The organism is Haloprofundus salilacus (genome assembly GCF_020150815.1).
In the GTDB taxonomy this organism is placed as follows: domain Archaea; phylum Halobacteriota; class Halobacteria; order Halobacteriales; family Haloferacaceae; genus Haloprofundus; species Haloprofundus salilacus.
The window spans coordinates 1-25143 of sequence record NZ_CP083724.1 but is presented as its reverse complement, the minus strand read 5'-3'; the positions used below and the strand labels follow the sequence as shown (position 1 = coordinate 25143).

Sequence of the window (25143 nt, the reverse complement as noted above, 5' to 3'; positions counted from 1 at the left end):
TTTCGAAACTAAGACGGATTACGTCGACATCCCCTGGCCGAGCGTCGCACGGACCGTCCGTAGCGCAGCAACGTTCTCGGCGACATCGTGGACTCTGATCACGTCCACACCGCGTTCGGCCGCCATCGTAGTTACCGCCAGCGTCGGCGGCAGGCGGTCGTCGGGGGCAGAGCCGACGCGTTCGAACATCGATTTCCGCGAGTGACCGACCAGTATCGGGCAGTCGAGCGCCCGGAACTCGTCCATCCTGTCCAGCAGTTCAAAACACTCGTCAGGACGCTTCCCAAACCCGAACCCGGGGTCGACGATGAGTTGGCTACGGTCGAGACCTGCCCGTTCGGCGAGCAGGAGGGTCTCCTGGAGCTCCGAACGTACGTCTTCGACGACATCGTCGTACTCGACGCGGCGGTCGGGTGCGACGGGTGCGTCGAGGCTGTGCGTAATGACGAGCGACGCATCGTGGTCGGCCGCGACGAATCGCATCTCGGGGTCGTCGAGTCCGGAGACGTCGTTGACGATATCCGCACCTGCCTCGAGGGCCGCGTCTGCGATAGCCGCCTTTCGTGTATCGACCGAGATGGGGACGTTGAGGCCGCTGAGGCGTTCGATGACCGGCACGACGCGGTCGATCTCCTCGGCGACCGTAATCGGATCGGCCCCAGGGCGCGTGCTCTCGCCGCCAATATCGACGATATCTGCGCCCGCGGCGACCATCTCGTTGGCTCGCTCGACGGCCGCCGAAACTTGGTCGTAGACGCCCCCATCGTAGAAGCTGTCTGGAGTGACGTTGAGAACGCCCATCACCGCTGTTCCGCTGCTCCACCGCTGTTGGCCCTGACTGCTGCCGTCGACGGCGCGAGCGAGCTGAGTCGAGACGGCCGCTAACCCGAGTTTGTCGTTCGGCAACGCATCGACGAGCGCGCGAAACTGAGAGACTGTCCCGGAGAGGATAGCCGTAACGCGTCGGCCAGACCGCCCCTGCGTCGAGAGCAGACACGAGCCACCGACCGATTCGAAAGTGTGCTTTACGTGCTCGGCCTGCAGTTCGCGCAGCGGCACTTTCAACGTCCGACTGTCCGCTGATTCGGCGATGATCGCTGCGATACTGTCCCCGACATCGCTACATGTCTCTCTCAGATTGGAATATCTAGATGGGCGAGTTCCGATCGGAATCGGGCGGCTGGTCCACCGGTCGCGTGCTTCGGCCACAACGTACAGCGACCCCGTGACGAGCACGCAGTCGTCGTGGTCGGCCCTCGACAGTGCTCGATGAATCGCCTCGAGGACGGAGTCGACGCGGTCGACGCGGTCGACGCGCCGAGCGCGGCCGTCGAATACCGTCGCGAGCGCATCGGCATCCTCGGCTCGGTCGACGGCTGGCTCGCAGAGGATCGCTGTTTCAGCGGGCGTCAGCGCCTCCGCCATGGCCTCGTGGTCCTTCTCTCGCATCGCGCCAAAGACGAGGTGAAGGTCGTCGAACTCATAGCGGTCGACGAGCGTTGCAATCGTCTCGCAGGCACCTGGGTTGTGTGCGCCGTCAAGGACGACGAGCGGCTGCGTCGACATAATCTCGAAGCGACCGGGCCAGTGCGCGCTCCGGAGGCCGCGCGCGAGCGTCTCCGGTTCGACGCCCGCCACCTGCTCGGCCAACGCCGCCGCGATACCGGCGTTCGTCGCCTGGTGCTGGCCGGGGAGTGGAACCTTCGTCTCGACCGACCACTTTGGCGTCGAGATGGAGACGGCGCTCTCGATCTCGGAGACGAGACCCTCCTCGCGGGCGATGACGTCCGTGCCGTCGGCACCAACGGTGATGACGTCCGTCTCCGCTCGAATGGTCTCGAGTGTTGGCCCCTTCGCACCGGTAACTAGCGGTGCCTCCGATGGCGCGACCTGCGCCTTATCGCGGGCAATCTCTTCGACGGTGTCGCCGAGGATATCCGTATGTTCGAGCGTGACGTTGGTGACGGCGCTGGCGACGGGGTCGATGACGCTCGTTGCGTCGTACCGCCCCCCGATTCCGACCTCAAGGACGGCGACATCGACGGCCTCCGAATCGAAGTGGGAGAACGCCATGGCGGTGAGCACCTCGAAGTAGGTCGGCGCATCGTTCTCGGCGCGGAGCTGCTCAATAGCGTCAGCCACCTCCTCGACGAATTCGCTGACACGTGCTCTCGGAATCGTACGACCGTTCACCCGAATGCGCTCGCGCAGATCGTTCAGATCCGGCGATGTGTAGAGGCCAACGTCGAGGCCCGCCTCGCGGAGAACTCGTTCGAGCATGCATGCGGTGCTTCCCTTTCCGTTGGACCCCGCAATCTGGACGCAGTCGACGTCGCGGTGAGGGGACCCGAGCTCCGAGAGAAGCCTTCGAGTCGTCTCCGTCCCGAGCTTGGGTCGAGACCGCTGTAACGATTCTAAGTACTCAACTGACTCGTGATACTCCATATCATCTGTCCCTCTCGGTGGTGACATCAAATTGTCGCCGAGGGCACTTGGATATCTCAACGGCATCGGAGACGGCGTCTGGCAAGGTCGGCAGATCACTTTTCATAGTAACAGATGAAATATACGACGTGGTGTGGAAACACATCGTATCTGCCTGGTACTACGAGAACCAACGTTCATTACCGGTGGTCTGGAACGTATCGATTGGATGCTACCTCAAGAGAGTGAGCCGCCACTGCGGCGGCAGCGGCAGGAACGCGTGTGTCGAACTGCCGCCCGACGACAGGCGACGAACGGTTCCGCAAACGAAATGACGCGGTGGGGACGATGACCCGCGAGTCGACCGAGATAACGGTCGTCGGCGACGACGATTCGGGACTCATCGCCGATATCACCGCACTCCTGTTCGACCACGGCGTCAACATCACCGACCTCGACCAGGCGGTTCGAGATGGGACCTTCCGGATGACGATGAACGTCGATATCTCTGAGATGATAGTTGGCCGGGAGACGTTCCGAGAGAAACTGCACGAACTGGGTGACGAGTTCGACGTCGACGTGCAGGTCCGATTCCCGTCTAACTGCGAGAACCAATCTATCGCCGTCCTCGTTACGAAAGAGAGCCACTGTCTCGAAGCGCTTCTCGAACGGTGGCACGACGGCGAACTCGGAGCCGACATCGAAGTTGTCATCGGGAACCACGACGCGCTGGAGCCGCTGGCGGCCGAATACGACGTCCCGTTCCACGACATCGGTGACGAGAATGGTGCGCCAAACGAGGAGGAGTTACTCGACTACCTCGCCGAGTATGACGTCGACCTCATTGCGCTGGCCCGCTACATCCGGATTCTCTCGCCCGAAGTCGTCTTCCGGTACGAACAGCGCATCATCAACGTTCACCCGAGTCTGCTCCCCTCCTTCCCCGGTGCGGCCGCCTACCGGCAGGCGAAGGAGGAAGGTGTCCGCGTCGCCGGCGTTACTGCCCACTACGTGACGACGGACCTCGACCAAGGGCCGATTATCACTCAACGAGCGTTCAACGTCCCCGCTGACGCGACGGAGGCAGAGCTCAAGACTCGCGGACAGCCACTCGAGGCCGAGGCGCTAATCGAGGCGGTACAGCTCCACCTCGATGACCAACTCACGGTTCAGCAGGGCCGAACGGAAGTCGAAGAGCCCGACCGTGTCGACGTACAGCTCGGCGCTCCCGAGGAGCTGGACCATGCGAACCCTGACGCTCCGAGGGACAGACACGAGGAGAGCGCCGTCAGTGACGGTGAGACGACGGCCGTAGCGGACGACTGACGGCGTTCCCGCTGGTCGACGGTCCCGATCGAAGACTTCTACGAGCACCCTCCGCCGCATCTGTCTCCCCGCGAATAACAGTGATATCGCTGTGAAATACAGCCCGTTCCCTCTTGTTGCTATGTCGACACGACTCGAATCCGGGCCGTATAAACGTCATCCGGGGCCGATTGCCGGCCACAGGCGACCGCAGCAAAACCGCGTCAGTCAGCGACCGAGACCGCTTCGATCTCGACTGCTGCACCCTTCGGAACGTTTGCGACTTCGACGGCACTACGAGCGGGCGGTTCGCCGCCGAAGAACTCGCTATAGGCCTCGTTGAACGCATCGAAGTCGTCGATATCGTCAAGGAAGACGGTTGTCTTGAGCACGTCGTCTATCGACAGTCCCTCGGCTTCGAGAATCGCCTCAACGTTCTTCAGACACTGCCTCGTCTGCTCGCCGACGGTGGCGTCGTCTAGAAGTTCCCCATCAACCGTCATCGGGAGCTGTCCTGCGGTGAAGAGGATTTCGCCGTTTGTCGTCGCCTGACTGTACGCTCCGACGGCTGTCGGCGCGTCGTCGGTGCTAATAGTTCGCATCGAGTGAGAGTAACCTCTCAGTCGTCATAAATCCCTGTTCTTAGCGCGCTCGGTCCACAGCCTTCCTCTCTCGTTACAGGTTGTGTTCATCCCACAGCTCTCGCAAGATACTTACACACATCCGTTCGAGGTTGATTATGGCGTTCGAACAGTCACTCAGCCAGATAGCTCCGAGCGTGTCCGAGGCCGTCACTCGTGAACGTGACCGGCAGGAGTCGACGCTCGGAATGATTGCTTCGGAGAATCACGTCTCGAAAGCCGTCCTCGAGGCGCAGGGAAGCGTTCTGACGAACAAGTATGCCGAGGGCTACCCCGGAAACCGCTACTACGGAGGATGCCAGCACGTCGACACTGTCGAGCAACTCGCCATCGACCGTGCAACGGAACTTTTCGACGCGGAGCACGTCAACGTTCAGCCGCATAGCGGAACCCAGGCTAACATGGGCGTCTACTTCGCCGCCCTAGAACCCGGCGACACCATCCTCTCGCTGGCACTCTCGCACGGCGGACACCTCTCGCACGGACACACAGTTAACTTCTCAGGGCAGCTCTACGACGTCGAACAGTACGAGGTCGACCCTGAGACGGGATACATCGACTATGACGAACTGGCGGCGCAGGCACTCGACGTCGACCCCGACATCATCGTCAGCGGCTCGTCGGCATACCCCCGCGAGTTCGACTTCGAGCGCATCGGGGAGATTGCCCACGAGGTCGACGCCTACCATCTCGCCGACATCGCCCACGTCACCGGACTCATCGCGGCCGGTATCCACGCATCACCGGTCGAACACGCGGAGTTCGTTACCGGAAGTACGCACAAGACGATTCGCGCAGGCCGGGGCGGACTCATCATCTGTGATGAGAAATTCGCAGACGACGTTGACTCGGCCATCTTCCCCGGCGCGCAGGGAGGACCGCTGATGCACAATATCGCCGGTAAGGCAGCCGGATTCGCGGAGGCGCAGACGGCCGAGTTCGAGGCATACGCCGAGCAGGTTGTCTCGAATGCGAAGCGACTCGCGTCACGATTCGAAGCGGGTGGGCTCTCGCTAGTCAGCGGTGGCACCGACAAACATCTCATGCTCGTCGACCTCCGTGACTCGCACCCCGAACTGACGGGGAAAGCGGCCGAATCGGCGTTGAACGACGTCGGTATTATCGTCAACAAGAACACCGTGCCCGGGGAGACGCGGTCGCCGATGGTAACGAGCGGTATCCGCGTCGGCACACCCGCGCTCACGACCCGCGGATTCGGTGGCACGGAGATGGAAACCGTCGCCGACCTCATCGTTGACGTACTCGACTCCCCCGACGACGACCGCGTCCGCGACCGCGTCACAAGCACTGTCGACGAGCTCTGCGAGGAGTTCCCGATATACGAGTGAGAGGGATTCCTCGAACACGATGTCCGAATCGATTTTAAACGGACTTCTGGAGAGTATGCTCTATTTTCGAAGCACGGCAGTGTAGACCGACTGAGATGCGGTCAAAGCTGACTCCGAGGACGGTCCGGAAAGAACGGATACTAGTCGCACGGCGTCCGAAGGGGGAGGCGAGGGAGCGGGCGAATCGCGGTTCAGTCGTCGGAGGGGTCGGCCGTCTCCGGTTCAGACGATTCGCTTCTGAGCGACGGCAACGAGACCCCATCCTCCTCGCGGAGGAATAGCGGCCTGTGATCGCCGAAGGAGACAATCATCGCCGCGACCGCGAGAACAGTGATAATCGAAAACGGTCCCCCGGTGATGATGGCAGCCTGCTGCAGAGCGTCGACGCCGCCGGTCACCATCAGCAGCGACGCAAGAGAGCCGATAAGGAATCCCCAGACGACGCGATTGATAGTCGACGGTCTCTCGGTGCCGCCAGTAGTGAGCATCCCCAGCGCGAGCGTCGAAGAGTCGGCGGAGGTGATGAGGAATGTCGTCACGAGAACGAGGAAGAGGACGGTCAGGAGGCCGCCGAGCGGCAACGCTTCGAAGAGTGGGTAGCCCGATCCGGCCTCTCCGAGTTCGCCGACGACAGCGAGGATGTCGGCTCGGCCGGTCTCTTGGAGCAAGATGGCAGTACCGCCCATGGTGGCGAACCACGGAATCGTGACGCCAGTCGAGGCGATGACGCCCGTGACGGCGACCTGTCTGACCGTTCGCCCGCGTGAAATACGCGCGATAAATAAGCCGACGAACGGCGTCCAAGAGAACCACCACGCCCAGTAGAAGATGGTCCAGCCGCCGACCCACGCGCCGACACCGCCACCGATGCTCTCCGTGGCGCCGGTGTAGAAGCTCATTGTGATGAAATCATTGATGTAGGCACCGAGCGCCTCAGTCCCGATGGAGACGATGTACGTCGTCGGTCCGAGAACGAACGTCGCCACGGTCACGATAGCGAACAGTACCATGTTGAAGTACGAGATTCGCCGAATCCCCTTCTCGACGCCGAGCGCGACCGAGAGTGTGAACGCGACGGTCAGTCCGGTAATCACGAGGATGGTCCCAGTATCGCCGACGCTTATGCCGGACATCCACTCAACACCGACCAAGAACTGACGGCCGACGAGACCAAGTGTCGTCGCAACACCACCGATAGTCGCGAAGACGGCGAGGATATCGATGAGTTTCGCTATCGGTCTGTCGAGATTCTCGATTCCAATCCACGGTGCGATGACCGTCGAGATGCGTAACGGCGCGTCGTGCCGATAGGCGAAATATGCGATGGGCAGCGCCATCACCACGTACGCCGTCCACGCCGAAAGTCCCCAATGGAAGAACGTGTACTGAATAGCGCCGACGGCCGCCTCTGCCGATTGTGCTTCCGCGCCGACGAACGGCGAGACGGAGTCGTAGTGGAAAATCGCTTCTGCCGGCCCCCAGAAGACGATTCCAGCGGCAATGCCGGCCGAGTACAGCATCGCGAAGTACGCGAGGAAGGAGAATTCGGGCTCGTCTTCCTTCGCTCCGAGTTTGATATTCCCCCACGGGGAAAATATGAGAAACGTGACGAAGGCGACCAGGAAGAACATGGCGATCAAGTACCACCAGCCGACGTCCGTCCACAGGAAGTTGTTCACGTTGGTCATGTACCCCGACATCGCCTCTGGTCTGAAGACGAACGCGATTACCGCGGCCGCTGACACGACGAATCCGACCGTGAACACCACTAGGTCGAGTTCCTCAGTGAACCGGCCGATCGGACCGTTTGATTCCGAGTTAGCCATACTTACTCACTCCCGTTGGGGCCTTCGGCGGCGAACGGAGTGTAACCGCCGCCTGACGGGCCTGTTCGACGTGCTCTCTCTCTTGCTTGAGCAATGCACCGCGTCTCTGTCTGCTCGTTAGTTCGCCTGGACATCGGTAGTCACTGTCTCTCATGGTCAGTCTCTGTTCTCGCATATAAACATAACTAATGCAGGAACTGTTTCACCGGACGTTGGCGCAGAAATCGCCCGCCTCCGTCGGGGTCGACCGCGAACGACCTCTGTTATCAACTATTTGTCTTGTTTTGGTTGACGTCCTCGACACTATAGCCCTCCGACTCGAGTGCCTGAATTATCGAGGCTACGTGTTCGGCCCCGCTCGTCTCTATCTGGAAGACGAGATACGCTTCGCCGACTTCAAGTTCCTCGACGGCGCGGTCGTGTCTGACGGTTTGGATGTTTGCGCCGTGCTCAGCGATGATACCGGAGATCGCGTTCATCTTTCCCGGCATATCATTGATCTTCACACGCAGGCGGAGAATCTGTCCTCGCTCCGTGAGCGCGTGAATCAAGATTGTCTGTAGCATTGTCATATCGAGGTTCCCACCACAGAGTAGCGGCATGACTGTCTCGCCGTGAACGTTGAGGTCTTCGCTCAGGAGCGCCGCGACCGACGCCGCGGCCGCGCCTTCGACGACCTGCTTCGCCCGTTCGAGCAGCAACAGGATGGCGTTGGCTATCTGGGAGTCGGTGACGGTGACAACCTCGTCGACGTGTCGCTCGATGAGGTTCAGCGTCAGTTCTGAGATGCCGCCGGTCGCGATACCGTCGGCGATCGTGTCCACCTCGTCAAGTGTAACTGGAAGTCCCTTGTTAAGGCTCTCGTGGACGGTCGCCGCACCCTCAGCCTGCACGCCGACCACCCGTATCTCCGGAGAGAGGTGGCTGAGTGCGGTGGCGATGCCGCTTATTAGTCCGCCACCGCCGATGGGGACGATGACCGTGTCCACGTCGGGACAATCTTCGTACATCTCGATTCCGAGTGTTCCCTGTCCGGCGACGATGTGCGGGTCATCGTACGCATGGACGAATTCGACATCCTGCTCGGCGGCGTACGACTGGGCATACTCCATCGCCTCCTGAAAGTTTTGTCCGACGAGTTCGACCGTCGCTCCGTACCCCCGTGTCGCGTCGATCTTTGCCTGCGGTGCGTGTTTCGGCATGACGATAGTCGAATTCGCACCACACCGCGTCGCCGCCAGTGCCACCCCTTGAGCGTGGTTTCCCGCACTGGCGGCGACGAACTCGTCCGCCCCAGCGTCAACGGCACGGCTGATCTTGTTATAGGCGCCCCGCGTCTTGAACGAGCCCGTCCACTGGAGATGCTCCATCTTGAGATACACCTCCGCGTCGACCAGTTCCCCGAGCGACGTGCTTCGCTCGACTGGCGTCCGTTTGACCACCGTCTCGTCGGTCAACTGTTCGGCTGCCTGTTCAACGTCTGTGTACCGTATCAACGGCTCGTCTTCCCGTGATTCGCTCATGAGTTTAGATGGGGTGTTCACTCGTCGGCGCTGTTCATCGGATAATTTTCTCGCGGCTGGAATCGAAGAGCGGTTCGTCACGAACGGTCGCATCGTATGTCTCGCCCTCGCACGTTATCCGGACTGCGGTCCCAGGATCAGCGTGTTCGCTCGGTAGGTAGGTATACGCTATCGACTCTCCGACACTGTAGCCGTAGTCGGCGGCCTGCACGTATCCGCCGACCTCATCGTTTACGTGGACTGGGCGGCCGCTCGAGAGGATGTCCGTCGATTCGTCGAGTGTCAGGGGAACGATGCGGTTGTCGACGCCACTTTCCCTGATATCGACGAGTGCCTCTTTGCCGACGAACTCCGTGTCAAAGTCGACCGCGAACGGGAGTCCAGCGGTGAGGGGGTCGACGTCCGTGTCGATGTCCGTCCCCCAGAGTCGGAACCCCTTTTCTAAGCGCATCGATTCGAGCGCGCCCGCGCCCATGGGCCTGATGTCGAGGTCACGGCCGGCCTCCCAGAGCGTGCGCCAGAGCTTCTGGCCGTACTCCGACGGTGCCCACAGTTCCCAGCCGAGTTCGCCGACGTACGAGACCCGAAGCGCAATAATCGGTACATCTCCGACGTAGATTCGCTTGCAGCTGAAGTACGGGAACCCGGCGTTGGAGACGTCCGCGTTGGTGACGCGCTGGAGCAGGAGCCGCGAGTTCGGACCCCAGAGGCCGACGGTACACTTCGCAGACTCTTCGACAGTCACGGAGACAGTCTCGGGAGCGTGTTTTTCGAGCCATGACCCGTGTATCCCCGGAGAGTTACCACCACCGGTGGTCACCATGTACTCGTTCTCGTCGAGACGGGCGACGGTGAGGTCGGCGAGAATCGTCCCGCCGTGGTTCAGCATCGTCGTGTACCGCACCTGGCCGACGTCGAGTTCCATGTCGTTGGTACAGTACTGTTGGAGGAACTCGCCGGCATTCGCGCCCGTAACCCGTATCGAGCTGAACGTGGTCATATCGAACATTGAGACGTTATCTCGGGTGTGGAGGTGCTCGGCGCCCGTTATCGGCGAGCGGTTGATGGCCTGCCACCCCTCCTGTTCCGGAATCTGTTCGCTATACTTCGAGAGGAGGTCCGTGTTGTGTTCGTACCACTGCGGCACCTCCCAACCGCCGCTTTGGAAGAACTCGGCTCCGAGTTCCTGCTGGTGGTGGTAGAACGGACTCACCCGTAGGCCGCGGTGGTCGTCGGGTTGCCACCGCGGTTCGACGATGCTGTACACCTGCTGGTACCGCAGGCCGCCGCGGTCCGTGAAGTAGTCCTTACTCCCTGCGTGCGGTTCGAACCGATTGACATGAATCCCGCTCGTGTCGACCGGTCCCGAGGGGAGTCGCGGGACGCCGTTCTCCATCCACTCTGCGAGAATCCGGCCGTACCCCCCGGAGTGAGTCCACCAGATGGCCAGACCGGTCCAGAGACCGTCGACCGCGGACGTCTCGCCGAGCACCGGCATTCCATCCGGCGTGTAGACGAAGATGCCGTTCTCCGTCACGCGGAACGCCTTGCCCTGGGTCGCCGGGAGGAGTTCGTCGAACGCTTGCTGGGCCGACTTCTCTCGGTTCGGATGCGTCGGCTCCGTCCAGTGTTTCTCCGTGAAGCTGTGAACCGACGCCTGACTCTCCTCGTCGTTCTTCCCCATCTCCTCTGGGTCGACAACCAGCGGTTCGTGGTTGTACGACCCGAGTCCGTAGCCGTCACCGTGGGTGCGGAAGTACAGCGAGTTGTCTTGGTCGCGCCCGACCGGGCGGTCTGGGGGCTGAGCCATGAACTCGGTGAGGCGGCGGTCACCGGGCACCTCCAGACCGTCGGTGGCGGAGCCGACGGCTCTCCCATCTCGGAGTTCGTCGAGTGGTTCGGTGACGACGTACTGGTGCTCGACGGGCGTTATCGGTAAGTCGAGACCGGCCATCTGACCGGTCTGGTACGCCCAGTTGTTCGTCGCGAGGACGCACCGCTCACACTCGATGCGACCCCGGTCGGTGACAATGGCCTGAATTTCGCCACCATCGATCTCAATGTCCGTCAGTTCCGTATGGCCGAAAAACCGAGCCGACGAGGATTCGATATACCACTGGAGTGCGTCGGTACCCGCGACCTGTCCGTCGGTCGGTGAGTAGTAGCCACCCAGAATCTCGTCTTCATTGACCAAGGGGAGCCTATCGGCGACTTCCGCTGATTCGAGGAGCTGCGGCTCCGGCAAACCGTACGACGTCGCCCACTCGACGCGTCGCTGGAGGAAGTCCATCCGGGCTTCCGACCGCGCGAGTTCGATGCCGCCGACCTCCGTGTAGACGCCCGCGTCGTTAAGCAGTCGGCTCGTGTAGTGAGCGGTCTTGGTCTGAATCTTCGAGGGAGACGTCTGAAACATGATTCCCGGCGCGTGCGTCGACGAACCACCTGTGACCGGGAGCGGTCCTTGGTCAACGACGATTACGTCGTCGGCGCCGAGTTCGGTCAGGTGATATGCAACGCTACACCCGACGGCCCCGGCGCCGACGATCACCGTGTCGGCTCGCGACGGGAGAGTCTCTGTGCTCATATGACACATACCAGTGACACAGTCTGTCGCATAAGTCCACCGGTCATTTAAGTCAAAGCGCGGAGTGAACGTCTGTCGACACGAGATAGACGACGTCGAATCCACAACGTGATAGGATGTCGAACGTTTCTGAGAGGAGGCGATATGATATCTGAGGGGCTTGTTTAGACGTTGTAGAGAACCACTCACTCCGGCGAACTAACTGACCTCTGAGTCAGACCCGAGTAGTGTGCCCTCTCGTCTCTTGCGCTTTACAGATCGCCTCGAAACATTGGCGAAACGCGCTGTCTCTGGCGATTCTTCACCAGCGGTCAAGAAGAGTGACGGCGGCTACGCTGACTGGGTAATCGTTGTGATTTACGGTCTCCGCGAATACCTTGACCTTCCATATCGACAGCTCCTCGATGTTCTTCACGAGATGCGCGAGATTGTCAAGAAAATGAATCTTAAACCGAGCGAGCTGCCGGACTTCACGACCGTATACTCACGGAAGCAGCAGCTCAAGATGGCGGTCTGGCGAACTCTCCTGCGACTTTCCGCTAATCTTCACGATACCGGAGACGTGCAGGCTATCTATGCAATTGGCTTCGACCGCTATTCGGCCAGCCATCACTGCGCAAATTGGACATACTCACCTTCAGATCAATCAAGATGACAGCATTGGTAGACTGCGAAACAGTAGACTTTTGTTCCGCGTCTAAACAAGGCCGTCCAACTTCGATAATGGACCCTCGGCCTAAGCCCGATCCGACAATTCGCTATGACAACAAGCGAGAACACGGTTCGCGGACTTGAGAGTAAAACGAGGTTTGGTAGGTTACGAGCGTACGCGTTCGCGTTCAGGGTCGAAGAGCGGCTCCTCGCGAACCGTCGCGCTGTAACGCTCGCCCTCGTGGAGGATTTCTACCTCGGTTCCCGGTTCGGCGTACTCCGGGGGGAGATACGCATAGGCGATACAAGCGCCGACGGTGTAGCCGTACTCTGCGCTGTGGACGTAGCCCAGCGTCTCATCTTCGTCGAGAACGGGACGGTCGGAGAAGATAACGGCCTCCTCGTCGTCGAGCGTAAGACAGGCAACTTTGTGGCGGATTCGGTTGCCGTCTGCAGCCTCGGCGACGACATCCTTGCCGATGAACTCGGTCTCTAAATCGACGGCAAAGCCGAGTCCGGCTTCGTACGGGTTATGCTCGGTGTGGAGGTCCTCACCCCATAGACGGAACCCCTTTTCGATACGAAGCGAATCGAGAGCACCGTTCCCATACGGCCTGAGGTCGTACTCCTGTCCAGCCTCCCAGAGAATCTCCCAGAGCTGTTCGCCGTACTCGGTGGGGGTGTACAGTTCCCAGCCGAGTTCACCGGCGTAGGAGACGCGCAGTGCGGTGACCGGAACGTTTTCGACGAACAGCTGCTGCGACGAGAAGTAGGGGAACGCGTCGTTCGTTAGGTCTGCACGGGTAATCTTCCGAAGCACCTTTCGGGCGTTCGGACCTGTGAGGACGAACGACGAGAGCGTTGATGTCACATCGCGGACGACGACGCCGTCAGGTGCGTGCTGGCGAATCCACGCGAGGTGATTCTGTCCGACCTCGCGCCCGGTTGTGAGCACTAGATACCGGTCGTCGTCGACGCGCGTGACGGTGATGTCCGCACGCACGCCGCCCTCCTCATTACACATGAGCGTGTATCGGACCTGTCCGATGTCGATGTCCATATCGTTCGTACAGAGGTACTGGACGAACTCACCGGCTCCTGTCCCGCTGATCTCCATCTTGTTGAAGGAGGTCATGTCGTGGAGCCCGACCGCATTACGCACATGCAGGGCCTCTGCGCCCTCGATGGGCGACCAATACTTCGCCTCCCAGCCGTCCCGATCAGGAACCTGGTCGCCATACCGCGCTAGCAGGTCGGCGTTGGAGTCGAACCAGTGAGCCTCCTCCCAGCCCGCCTCCGCCCAGAGTTCGGCGTCGAGTTCCTGGAGCTTGTGGTAGACCGAGCTCCGGCGGATGTCACGTTGGTGATCGGTCCAGGTCCACTTCGGATGGACGATATTGTAGACGATACGGTACTCCTCGCCACCGATGTCGCGAGCGAAGTCCCAGCTCCCCTCGTGGGGCTGAAATCGGTTGACGTCGCAGTGGCGCAGGTCGATTGGCCCTTCGGGAAGGCTCGGCACGCCGTTCTCCATCCACTCGGCGAGCGCTTTCCCTGCACCGCCGGCGTGAGTTACCCAGATCGCGGCCGCAGACCAGAGCCCGTCGTACTCCTGTACCGGCCCCATCACGGGAAGGCCGTTCGGCGACTCCGCGAACATGCCGTTGTACCTGTGTTCGAGTATCTTCCCCTCTGTCGCGGGCAGCAGTTCGTCACTCGCCTTCCGGGGAGCTTTATCCGGGCGGTCAGGGTGAGTCGCGTTGTTCATGTGATACTCGGAGAACTCGTGAATCGAACCCTGCTCGCCGTCTTCCTCGTTGCCGCCGAGTTCCTGCGGGTCGGGGACGATGGGCTCGTGGTTGTACGATCCGAGTCCGTAGGCGTCCCCGTGCGTCCGGAAGTACATCGCGTTGTCCTGATCGCGGAGGATGGGTCGGTCGGGACCGACGAGAAGTCTATCGGCTTTCTCTCCGGAAACGTCTCGGTAATTCTCGTACACCGGATGGTTGCTGACATCCTCTCGACTCTCCGCGAGCTCTTCGAGCGGCTCGGTGATCGTGTACTGGTGTTCCACCGGCGTCACCGGCAGGTGAACACCCAGTTTCTCTCCGAGCTGACGCGCCCAGATATTCGTCGCGATGACGATCTCGTTGCACTCGATCTCGCCGTTCTCGGTGACGACCGAGCGTACCTCGCCGTCCTCGACGGACACATTCTTGGTCCTCGTATGAGGAATGAACGTCGCTCCTTGTTCCATCGCCGCCTCTGCGAGCGCCGCACACGCCTTCACTCCCGAGACCTGTCCGTCGGTGGGTGAGTAGTACCCCCCTTTTATCACGTCGCTGTCGACGAGCGGAAGCTTCTCCTCCACCTCTTCGGGCGAGAGGAGCTGAGGGTTCGGTAGTCCCCACGATTTTCCCCACTCCACGCGGCGCTGCAGGAAGTCCATCCGTTCGTCCGAACGTGCGACTTCGATTCCGCCGACTTGGTTGTAGAGCGGTTTCCCGTCCTCATCTTCGAACTGTGAGTAGAGTTCACGACTGTACATCGCGAACTTGGTAAGGACCTTCTCCTCGGCCGTCTGAAACATGATACCGGGGGCGTGGCTGGACGATCCGCCGGTCGTCGGGAGCGGACCCTGGTCAACGACGACCACGTTGTCGCGACCCAGCTCGGTGAGGTGATACGCCGTACTACACCCAACGATACCAGCACCGACAACAACAGTATCCGCTTCGGTCGGCAAGCTGTCGTGCGTGTTCATATCTGACACTGCCATATCCCCAAGACGGACGGATATAGTTATCGTTCAGCGAGAAATCGCCAACAACGATTCAACGTGTTGATGAGTCGAGTTTCGAGGGAAATAACAATGATATCGTTGTTATTCGAACGCGGAACGGAGTCCTTCCTCGGCGATGCAACGCACCGTTCCGTCGGTCGACCCTCGGAGGTGACGATCTATCCGTTCCGTACGCCTGCTGGTCTCCCCCGAAGAGGTACTCTCGTGACAACTAGCTACGAATACCTTTGGGGTCAAATTTACTGGAGTACGATAGTTCCCGTCCAAATCGGGGGCATAGTAGCTTCCTTATGAATAGGTGAACTATTCCTCACGTATTCTTATGCCGTCTGCTGGACGGGTAGTGATATGGGAGTAAGTGACACGATTGATAACCTCTCGCAAATCATCGAACGGTACGAGGCGGCAGGGGGGTCGGTCCACCGCGTTGACGCGGAAGTCAGAGACTCCCGAAACGAGGGGGCGGCTGCATCTGTCGAGGTAGATGTCGAGTTGCCAGTGAGCGACTCTTCGACCAATCGGAGGAACGTCGATACCGCACCGGAGGCGGCGACGCTTCGAGATGACGGCGGCGTTCAGGTCGAGTTTTCGCCGGCGGTAGTTCCGGCGCTGGAGGAACACACGCCGGAAAACGTGTCGGTGAACCGAACAGGGGCTGACGTGACGGCGAACGGTACTGTACTCGTTGGATTTACTCTCGACTTTATCGTCGAAACATCCCCGAGTTCATCGTCCGAAGACGAGAGCAGGGTCGGCGGTGACAACTTGAACATGACGAGTTCGCGACCAGACACCGAATCGGAGACTGCTCCAGCGACCGATATCGAACGGATACTCGCGGACACGCGGAACGAAGACGTTCCTCCCTACGAGGACACCGAGTACTTACAGTGTCTGTACGACTCGTTCGACACATTCACTGCGATGGCGGACGCCCTCGAAATGGACGTCGCGTCCGAAACTGTCCGTCGGTACATGATAGACGCCGGCGTCCATCAGCCGACCACGTACGACACCAGCGACGAAACCGAGAGTCGGTCCGAAGACGACCAATCATCGACCGAGAGCAACAAGACGCCCACACGGAAAGGTGACCATCAGTACGTTGAAGCACCGACTGTCGAGAGAGAACCCTCAGTTGAGCCGATAGGAACCGACGAGACAGACGAAGGTGAACCTCAAAAGCCACTCATCGCCGACGGAATTGGATTGCCGAATGACGTTGAACTCGAGGAATTAATAGATGCGGTCCAGTCGTCGATGACACTCTACGACGTCCAACGACAACTGGGACTTGACCAGCGGCAAACCCGCGAGCTTCTGGAGAAATTGAACCTCATCGACCTTGTCGTGAAGCGAGTCTACGGAACAGAGGATCCTGAACATCCCCCCAGCCGCGACGAAATTGCCAATCGAGTCCGAGGAAGCGTCGCCCCGATCCATTGATGGTCAACCCCGGTCGGTTTGTTCTCGATTGAGAATCACCCCCCTCGGGCGACGCACGAGAATTCTCCTTGGTTGATACAAACAGCGGGGTGTATATATTTATGTGGAATATCACTGGTGAACGGCTTTGAGGGACGGTTGTATTGATGGTATCGTATGACACAGTGGAACGACTCACAAACTCAGGAAGTGAGTTCCGACATCACGGAGAAATCGAACGCACTACCTGCGAAATACTTCATCGAACCTGAAATCTTCGAGATGGAGAAAGAGAAGGTGTTCAGCCAGTACTGGATTTACGCAGGTCACGCAAATAGTATCTCCGAGCCAGGACAGTTCTTCACTAGAAATGTCGGCAACCGCCAACTGATCGTCGTCCGAGGCCACGACGGTGAGATCAAAGCATTCGACAACGTCTGCGCTCACCGAGGGTCGAAGATGGTGGAAGATACGCCGATGACCGAACCTGAGGAGGCGAATCGAATCCGGTGTCCGTACCACCTTTGGACCTACGACCTGGAGGGCAATCTCCAGAGTACCCCTAAGAGCTTCGAGGAGGCGAGCCTCAATCCAGACCTTGACGATGAAGACGTACAGGAGTTCGATTGCAAGGAGAACGGATTGAACGACGTCCACGTAGACAGCATCGGACCGCTCGTCTTCGTGAATCTGGCCGACGATCCGATGCCGTTGTCCGACCAGGCAGGTGTGATGAAAGACCGATTAGAGGCGCTCCCCCTCGGCGAATACGAACACGCCTGTCGCATCGTCTCGGAGGTCGAGTGTAACTGGAAGGTGTTTGCAAGCAACTACTCGGAGTGCGACCACTGCCAGGCGAACCACCAAGACTGGATTAAAGGCATCTCGCTGGACGAATCAGAGCTCGAGGTCAACGACTACCATTGGGTACTCCACTACACTCACGAGGAAGACGTCGAAGACGAGATGCGTATCCACGATGAACACGAAGCACAATTTCACTACCTCTGGCCGAACTTTACAGTGAATATGTACGGCACTGCCGACGGCTACGGCACGTACATCATCGACCCTATTGATACTGACCGCTTCCAGCTTATCGCAGACTACTACTTCCGCGACAGCGACCTCTCCGAGGAAGAGCGTGAGTTCATCCGGACGAGTCGCCAACTCCAAGAAGAGGATTTCGAACTGGTCGAACGGCAGTGGGATGGGCTGAAGACGGGTGCGCTCGCGCAGGCGCAACTTGGTCCTAACGAACACACCGTCCACAAGTTCCACCGCCTCGCTCAGGATGCCTACAACTCGTAATGTCCTCGGGTGATGCAACGCCTCCGATCTGCGGTTGGTCGATCGTGGGGCGGAGACTCCCGAAGAACTGACAAACCCTCACCAAGACACAGAAACCGAATCATGAGTACGCAAGAACAGGCGTCGTACGTCGCGGTCTGTCCCGAATGCGACGTCGACCTGCAGACGGACGAGCCGAACGAAATCGTCGCGTTCCACCGACGACACTACCGCGTCACCGGTCACGACGTGAAACTGGAACGTACAGAGCTAAATTTCGAGGAGGTAACCAGCACTGATATCAAGGGTGTCGTTCGCCAACTCGAAGAGCAGTACGAAAACGGCGTCCCCATCGGCGTCGTCGCGGCCGTGATGAACGAACACGGTCTCACGATCGGCGAAACGTTGGACAAGATTCACGAAGTCCGGATGACCGGCGGTCTCTACGAACCACGGGATAATTACCTTGGTGCATTCTGAACCGTGGGTGCGTTTGACGTCGTAGTGCGTCAGTCGCCATCCTCGGCTTATCCTTCTTCAGCAGCGACAGAGTATCGTCTCGGATTCGTGAGCGTGTGCTTGCTAGCCTGACAGTGTCTCGGCCGCAGGCTCATCCCAACGACACTCCAATCTGGGTGATAAACCCTTATAATAGTCTTCTATATCACTGGCTAATTCTTTTTACGATACGCCGTAACTATGCTACTGTATGACGCAGTGGGAACGCGCTCAAGCGAAGCCAGTGAGCCCCGACATCACCGATCGATCGAACGCACTGCCTGCAAAGTACTTCACCGAGCCGGAGTTCTTCGAGATGGAGAAAGAGAAAGTGTTCGGCCAGTACTGGATTTACGCAGGTCACGCAAACAGTATCTCTGAACCGTGGCAGTTCTTCACCCGGACCGTCGGCAACCAGACTCTCATTCTGGTTCGGACCGCCGACGGAGACATCCGCAGCGTCAAGAACTTCTCGGCTCGCGATGGCGCACCAATCGTCGACGAGACACCGATGTCAGATCCGGGATACATTGACCCGGACGAATTCACTGACCTAGAGAGCGTCCACGTGGACAGTATCGGACCGCTCGTCTTCGTGAATCTGGCCGACGACCCGATGCCGTTGTCCGAGCAGGCGGGCGTGATGAAAGACCGATTGGAGGCGCTTCCGCTTGGCGAGTACGAACACGCCTGTCGTATCGTCTCGGAGGTTGAGTGTAATTGGAAGGTGTTCGCAAGCAACTACTCTGAATGCGACCACTGCCAGGCGAACCACCAAGACTGGATCAAGGGCATCTCGTTGGATGAGTCGGAACTCGAAGTCAACGACTACCATTGGGTGCTCCACTACACCCACGAGGAGGATGTCGAAGACGAGATGCGTATCCACGATGAACACGAGGCGCAGTTCCACTACCTCTGGCCGAATTTCACGGTGAACATGTACGGCACCGCCGACGGCTACGGTACGTACATCATCGACCCTGTCGATACCGACCGCTTCCAACTCATCGCAGACTACTACTTCCGCGACAGTGACCTCTCCGAGGAGGAACGTGAGTTCATCCGGACGAGTCGTCAACTCCAAGAAGAGGACTTCGAACTGGTCGAACGGCAGTGGGATGGACTGAAGACGGGCGCGCTCGCGCAAGCACAGCTTGGCCCTAACGAACACACCGTCCACAAGTTCCACCGCCTCGCTCAAGACGCATACAACTCGTAGCTGACTGTCGTTCGACCAAGTTCGCACAAACCAAACGCGACGTTGAGGAAGGAAGGGAGCGTGGCGAATCCAAGTCGAGTGCCGCCCTACGTCAGAGAACACATCTCCTTTACTTTCCTGGGATCGCGTCTGTGCGGTGACATCCGTTCGTATCTAGGTATTATAGCAAAAGCTCGTGAGTAGAATCATCTGTCAAGAATATAAGTATTTTGGCGAGGCCACAAACCTCAGGGGACGGTTCAACATTCGATACGATGCGTTTCTCGGGGGAGGATTGAAAGACGTGCGCTCGCTCGCCGAAATCGTTCAACAACCGCGTATTGTGTCGTTTCGGGCGACGAAGAGATAATTTACCATCTCGAACCACTACGCACGAAGATGACAGAAATTATGATGTTGAGAATGATTATATACAGAGTCGTTCGGAATGGCATGTGCACGACTTAAGCGGGTTTCAACGCGACCTCCTGTACGTGATTTCGGGTTTCAGTCAACCGTCAGGTTAGGACGTCAAGGAAGAACTCGAACAGTACGTCGACGGGGAGATCAACCACGGCCAGTTGTACCCGAATCTCGACACTCTCGTAAACAAAGAGTACGTCGAGAAGGGACCGATCGACCGTCGGACGAATTACTACACAATCACCGAGAAAGGCAGAGAGTCGATGCGGGAGCGCCGCGAATGGGAAGACCAGTACGTCGCACTAACAGCGTAGGTGAAGTGGTCAATTAACCGTAGGCGTGTACCGGAAGAGTAGGAGGGTGAACGTGGATACCGACTGTTTGTCTACTGCCCTCGATGGGTAGAACGGAAGCTCCCGCTGAGCGTCACGCCCTGAAGAGCCTGCTAGCTCACCCGCCACAACAGTCAGCAGGTTCCGCTGAAATCCGGCGAGATTAATCATAGTACTGAAAGGTGTCTGTGACGTTTACGGGGGGGTTTGATTTTTCTAAGACAGAGAGAACAGTTCTGCGATGAAAGAAACACCACGATTTCCGTAGCTTCCGTGGTAATAGGGCGCCCTCACTCCACCATTTCCGAAGCTATTATCGAGTGTATTCTCAATCGCACGCTATTTTCGGATTTTCTCATTCGGCGAAACAAGCGGAGACGCCACTATTTCCGAAGCTTCACACAGGGAATCTGGCTGCTTGGACGGTCCAAAAAGAGACGCGGTCGAAATTCAGTAATCGGAGATATCAGATTGAAGTAAATTGTTTTGGCTCGCGTTTGACTGAATCGAGTTGGCGATTTCTTCGAACCGAGATACCGAGAGCAAGACGTTGAGCACTGCATCCAGCGGAAGGTTGAGTTCGTACTCGTGGTACCGACCGGCAGAGAGGCCCTCGTTTCGCTCGTAGACGTTAATCAACCCCAACATATTCAAATCGGAGAGGTGGTCTCGAACCCGTCGGCCGCTGACACTGTCGGCATCGAGTTGGTTACAGATGGTCACGTACCGATCGTAAAGATCGCGAGAGCGCACCGGAACCTCGTCACGTGCTTCGTGGTACGCGAGCGCACACAAGACGACGTGCCCCTGCGTCGTCAGCTCCTGCATCCCTTCGTAGAGCTGATTTTTCTCGATTTCGTCTTGGGCACCGCGAACGTGCTCATCGGTCACGGCATCGACGTGTTCTGCCTGCGCGAGCTCGCCCGCTTCTCGAAGGAGCCGAATCGCTTGACGAGCAGATCCTGTATCTTGTGCAGAGAGCGCCGCACAGAGTGGAACGACATCGTCCTCGAGTACCCCTTCGTGAAACGCCTTTTTGGCGCGGGGTTCGAGAATCGAGCGGAGTTGGTTCGCATCGTACGGTGGAAAGAGGATTTCCTTCTCCGCAAGCGTATCTTTCACCTTCGGCGAGAGACTATCTCGAAACTGGAAGTCGTTGCTGATGCCGACGATGACGGGTTGGACGTTTTCGACATACCCGTTCGAGCGAGCGCGGGGCAGTCCGTAGAGGATGTCGTCGGAATCGCCGATGTTGTCGATCTCGTCGAGGACGATAACGACCGTATCACCGAAGGTGTCGAGTTCGGCGTAGAGAATATCGAAGATACGTTGTTGAGAATAGCCCGTGGTGCTGATCCGCTCTTTGCCCTTTTCCAGCCGGAGTTCGTTCACGAGGGCGACTGCGACCTGATACGACGAGGAGAGATTCTCGCAGCCGACCCAGACCGTCGAGAGATCGATGTCGTCGTACTTCTCGGCGTCACGTTCGAGGTGTGAGAGCATGAACTTGGTCGCAACGGTCTTTCCCGTCCCCGTTTTTCCGTAGAGAAAGATATTCGAGGTCGGACGGTTGTCGATTATCGGTTGAAGTGCGCGCTGATACTTTGCAAGCTCTTTATCTCGCTCGCGGATATCCTCCGGTTCGTATGAGTCGTCCAACGGTTCGGCGTTGGCGAAGACGAGACGGTCCCGCTCGAACATTCCCATGATAGATGGCCACATAGGTTATCGAGGAATAAAACCACCGTTTCCGGAGCGTCCGGAGCTTCCAAATATTAATACCCACCCCCCACCACCACTTCCGAAGCCCCGGTCGTTTATAACACCCTCTCACTCCACTATTTCCGAAGCTATCGTATTCAGGGAGCCACCCCTCGCTGAACGGGTTATATATAATGGGAAGTTATAAATGAATGAGTAAGAAACCATACCCGTAGTGTTTTCTAATGGTTTATAATTAATCTGAGAATAATAACGCGCACAATTCGTCTTCGAATTTGCCCGTCGAAGCCACGGCAAAACGTGCCTGAACTTCCGAGGGTTTCCTTCCTTCGGAGGAGATAGCTTCGGAAACAGTGGAGTGAGGGTGTCCGATCTCCATCTGTTCCTCGAAAGCTTCGGAACTGGTGGTGTGGTCCGACCACAAATCATAACGTTTAATAGATTGATAGAGACTCTCACACATTGTGAGATGCGCCCTCCGGTAGACCACTATTTCCGTAGCAACGTTATCTCGTGAATTTGCGGGGTATAGGAGGTTATTCGAGTAATTACTCCGGAATTGGTAGAGTGGTGGAGGGTGAACGAAGGTTCTTGATTCTGAATTCTAAAGCTAGCGATCGCCTCCTGAAAGACGAGTACGGACTGGGATACCGCGAACGCTCCGCCTCGAAGTCCGGGGCGAGCCCAACTGGAAAGTGTACGACAAACAGGGTCGGTTGGAACTGTACTACGACGAGCAAGCACAAACGTTCGGGACCTTTCAGCCAGTTACCGTTGATGATTCTCGACTGGCACACCCACTGGCTTCAGAAGAAGCCGCGCTGGACATCGGTGCGAACAATCTCGTCGCCTGCACGGCCAGGACTGATAAGCAATTCCTGTACGAAGGACGCGACCTGTTCGAGCGATTCCGAGACTCAACGCGAGAAATCGCCCGTCTCCAATCGCTCGTAAACGACCACGGGTCAGGTGACCCGTGGAACTCTCGCTGTTATCTTTAGAGGAGGGTCGATACAGTAGCCACCGCATCCGACGCTTGCACGACCGACGAACCAAACGGTGCGACCACGCCCAAGAGGCACTTGCCCGTGACCTCATCGAGCGTCTGTACGATGAGGGTGTTTCGACGGTGTACGTCGGGGCACTCACGGACGTACTCTCAACGCACTGGTCGGTGGAGGCGAACGAGAAGACGCACAATTTCTGGGCGTTCCGAGCGTTCGTGAATTGACTGGCGTGTACCGCTGAAGAGTACGGTATGTCGGTGGAAGTTCGGTCTGAAGCGTGGACAAGTCAGGAGTGTCCGAACTGCGGTTCAACAGAGAATACAACGCGGCACAGAGATACGCTGACGTGTCCGTGTGGATTCGAGGGACACGCAGACCTCACCGCGTCTGAGACGTTCCTTCGGCGGCAGACAACGGTAACACGGTCGATGGCACAGCCTGTTTGCCTCAAGTGGGATGACCACAACTGGTCGGAGTCACCACGCTCTCACCGACCCAACGAGGAACATACAAACCCGCAAGTTGCCTCCGTGGGCCGGTAAGCGATACCCCAGCATGAGGAAACCTCGCCGTTCACGGCGAGAAGGATGTCATTCGAACGTCATCCCGTAGCCCCACTCCTCGAGGTGGTCTTCGGCTTCGTCCAGATGCTCGAGTCCGACTTTCATCAGCGCCTCCCGGAGGTCGGTCAACGACACGCCGTCGTTGAATCGTTCTTCCATCTCGCGGAGCGCGTCGCGCTCGGCGTTCTTCGTTTCAGGTTGGAGGAACAGCGGCACCCGGGTTCTTCCGTCCTGTACGCCGTCGCGGCGGAATTTGTACGGAATCTGTATCGCCTGCTGGTGTGTCGATCGTTCTCGTGTCGACGATTCTGCGTTCTCGTCCGATTCTACCCCCGCATCGGAATCTGATATCGCATTAAACGCTTTATCATCGGATTCTCCTGTCTCAGTATCCTCCGCAAAGGGGTCTTCACCGGCACCCTCTTTCATCCCCGTCATGGAATCGGCACCTCGTGGTTCAGGTCACCCGGCTCCGGGGGGTTTGGTGCTTCGAGACCCACTTCCGCTTCCAGATGTCGTGCGATCCGGTCGAACTGTGCGAGGGTCTCCAGTTCGTAGTCGCGGTGGCGGTCGCGGTGTTCACGGACGTACGTGAACGCCGAGCACTGCTGCATCCAGCACCCTTCCATCAGCGATGCGCGCTCACCGATGATCTCCGGAATGGCGTAGTTGATCTCTTCGAGGATCGTCCGCTGGTCTCGGGTGTTTTTGAACCCGACGGGGATGGCCGCGAGCACCCCGACGTCGATCTCTAACTGCTCTTCGAACCCTGCCACGAGTGCTTCCAGTCCTTCCACTGCTGCTCGACCTTTCGCACTCGGTTCGACGGGGATGACGAGCGACCGGGTGGCGTGGATCGCGTTGTAGAGGTGCGGTCCTTCGGTTGCGGGCGGGTCGCAGATGAGAACGTCGTACTCGTCCGGAACGTTTGCCTCCCGAAGGACGCGAAGGAGCTGCGCGTGCACGCCGAAGGCTTCGCCCATCGCTTCTGCCTGGTCTTTCTCGCGCTGGAGGTACTCCGAGAGGTCCGAGAGCATGTTGTGTTCGGGGACGATATCGACGCCTTCGACCGTCCGAATCAGATCCTCGAACTCCCCTTTCGGCCGGCGAATCATGTGCCGAACGAGATTGTCGACGGGGTCGGTTCGCTCGTCGTCGACGCCGAATAGCCGAGAGAGGTCGCCGTCTTGGGGGTCGAGCGGAACGACAAGGGGTTTGAGTCCCGCGCGCGCGTGCGCGACTGCCAAATTCGCTGCGGTCGTGGTTTTACCCACCCCGCCAGCCTCGCTGTACGTCGAGTACGCTAACATGTACCCGACATGCGTGGCATCCCTCTTGAATGTACGTCAGACGCACCAATGAGTGAACCTCATTGATGAATGTAGTGAACACACCTAATGAATACTCCCAATGAACATCAGTAGCGGCCGCAATCGCTGGATGACTTGGTTGGGGCCCTTTGTAGCTGTACGACTACTGGATCGACACGAACCTTGATCTCAAGATAGACGTGTTCTAAGCCCTGAAAACACCGAATTTAGGTACTGAACATTTGCAGTGAAGGTAATTGATGAAC

The 25143-nt window shown here is 58.5% G+C and carries 15 protein-coding genes and 2 pseudogenes; 8 read left to right on the top strand and 9 right to left on the bottom strand.

Annotated features, from left to right (window positions below; translation table 11 throughout):
* Positions 1-18: 18 nt before the first annotated feature.
* Positions 19-2445, bottom strand: coding sequence for a dihydropteroate synthase (gene folP / locus LAQ58_RS16860; RefSeq protein ID WP_224450428.1), 2427 nt, complete (start codon positions 2443-2445; stop codon positions 19-21).
* 327 nt (positions 2446-2772) lie between these two features.
* Here folP and LAQ58_RS16855 point away from each other — a divergent pair, with 327 nt between their 5' ends.
* Entirely contained in the window at positions 2773-3750 is a 978-nt protein-coding gene (locus LAQ58_RS16855) for a formyltetrahydrofolate deformylase (RefSeq protein WP_224450427.1), read from the top strand.
* 203 nt (positions 3751-3953) lie between these two features.
* On the opposite strand, the gene LAQ58_RS16850 is transcribed toward LAQ58_RS16855, so the two are convergent.
* Positions 3954-4331, bottom strand: coding sequence for a Rid family detoxifying hydrolase (locus LAQ58_RS16850; RefSeq protein ID WP_224450426.1), 378 nt, complete (start codon positions 4329-4331; stop codon positions 3954-3956).
* A 137-nt stretch (positions 4332-4468) separates the two neighbouring features.
* On the opposite strand from LAQ58_RS16850, the gene LAQ58_RS16845 reads away from it, so the two are divergent.
* Positions 4469-5719, top strand: a complete 1251-nt coding sequence (locus LAQ58_RS16845) for a serine hydroxymethyltransferase (protein WP_224450425.1) — start codon at positions 4469-4471, stop codon at positions 5717-5719.
* 191 nt (positions 5720-5910) lie between these two features.
* Here LAQ58_RS16845 and LAQ58_RS16840 read toward each other — a convergent pair whose 3' ends face one another.
* The 4 genes from LAQ58_RS16840 to LAQ58_RS16820 all read right to left on the bottom strand — a co-directional run bounded on the left by LAQ58_RS16840 (position 5911) and on the right by LAQ58_RS16820 (position 15067).
* The gene (locus tag LAQ58_RS16840) at positions 5911-7545 is read right to left on the bottom strand and encodes a BCCT family transporter (RefSeq protein ID WP_224450424.1); all 1635 of its coding nucleotides are present in this window, start codon (positions 7543-7545) and stop codon (positions 5911-5913) included.
* A gap of 266 nt (positions 7546-7811) precedes the next feature.
* Complete coding sequence (ilvA, locus tag LAQ58_RS16835; protein ID WP_224450423.1) at positions 7812-9068, bottom strand: threonine ammonia-lyase; 1257 nt, start codon at positions 9066-9068, stop codon at positions 7812-7814.
* A 34-nt stretch (positions 9069-9102) separates the two neighbouring features.
* Positions 9103-11652 (bottom strand): GcvT family protein, encoded by a 2550-nt coding sequence (locus tag LAQ58_RS16830; RefSeq protein WP_224450422.1) that lies wholly within the window; start codon positions 11650-11652, stop codon positions 9103-9105.
* Between the two features lie 817 nt (positions 11653-12469).
* Positions 12470-15067: a GcvT family protein gene (locus LAQ58_RS16820; RefSeq protein ID WP_425490744.1), complete on the bottom strand. Its 2598-nt coding sequence runs from the start codon at positions 15065-15067 to the stop codon at positions 12470-12472.
* Between the two features lie 387 nt (positions 15068-15454).
* Here LAQ58_RS16820 and LAQ58_RS16815 point away from each other — a divergent pair, with 387 nt between their 5' ends.
* The 5 genes and pseudogenes from LAQ58_RS16815 (at position 15455) to LAQ58_RS16795 (ending at position 20257) form a co-directional block, all read left to right on the top strand.
* Complete coding sequence (locus LAQ58_RS16815; RefSeq protein ID WP_484494511.1) at positions 15455-16552, top strand: DUF8073 domain-containing protein; 1098 nt, start codon at positions 15455-15457, stop codon at positions 16550-16552.
* A 156-nt stretch (positions 16553-16708) separates the two neighbouring features.
* The gene (locus LAQ58_RS16810; RefSeq protein ID WP_224450419.1) at positions 16709-17842 is read left to right on the top strand and encodes an aromatic ring-hydroxylating oxygenase subunit alpha; all 1134 of its coding nucleotides are present in this window, start codon (positions 16709-16711) and stop codon (positions 17840-17842) included.
* A 102-nt stretch (positions 17843-17944) separates the two neighbouring features.
* Positions 17945-18301 (top strand): hypothetical protein, encoded by a 357-nt coding sequence (locus LAQ58_RS16805; protein WP_224450418.1) that lies wholly within the window; start codon positions 17945-17947, stop codon positions 18299-18301.
* 229 nt (positions 18302-18530) lie between these two features.
* Positions 18531-19541: an aromatic ring-hydroxylating oxygenase subunit alpha gene (locus LAQ58_RS16800; protein WP_224450417.1), complete on the top strand. Its 1011-nt coding sequence runs from the start codon at positions 18531-18533 to the stop codon at positions 19539-19541.
* A gap of 434 nt (positions 19542-19975) precedes the next feature.
* Positions 19976-20257: pseudogene (locus LAQ58_RS16795) on the top strand (PadR family transcriptional regulator).
* A gap of 468 nt (positions 20258-20725) precedes the next feature.
* Here LAQ58_RS16795 and LAQ58_RS16790 read toward each other — a convergent pair.
* A complete protein-coding gene (locus LAQ58_RS16790) occupies positions 20726-21982 on the bottom strand; it encodes an orc1/cdc6 family replication initiation protein (protein WP_224450416.1) in 1257 nt (418 codons plus the stop codon).
* 639 nt (positions 21983-22621) lie between these two features.
* Between LAQ58_RS16790 and LAQ58_RS16785 the strand changes: the two are divergent.
* Positions 22622-23546 (top strand): annotated as a pseudogene (locus tag LAQ58_RS16785) (transposase); the annotation flags it as partial.
* A 48-nt stretch (positions 23547-23594) separates the two neighbouring features.
* Here the strand turns inward: LAQ58_RS16785 and LAQ58_RS16780 are convergent.
* Positions 23595-24005, bottom strand: coding sequence for a DUF7970 domain-containing protein (locus LAQ58_RS16780; protein WP_224450415.1), 411 nt, complete (start codon positions 24003-24005; stop codon positions 23595-23597).
* Complete coding sequence (locus LAQ58_RS16775) at positions 24002-24877, bottom strand: ParA family protein (RefSeq protein WP_224450414.1); 876 nt, start codon at positions 24875-24877, stop codon at positions 24002-24004. Before LAQ58_RS16775 ends, LAQ58_RS16780 begins: the two co-directional genes overlap by 4 nt.
* Positions 24878-25143: the final 266 nt, after the last annotated feature.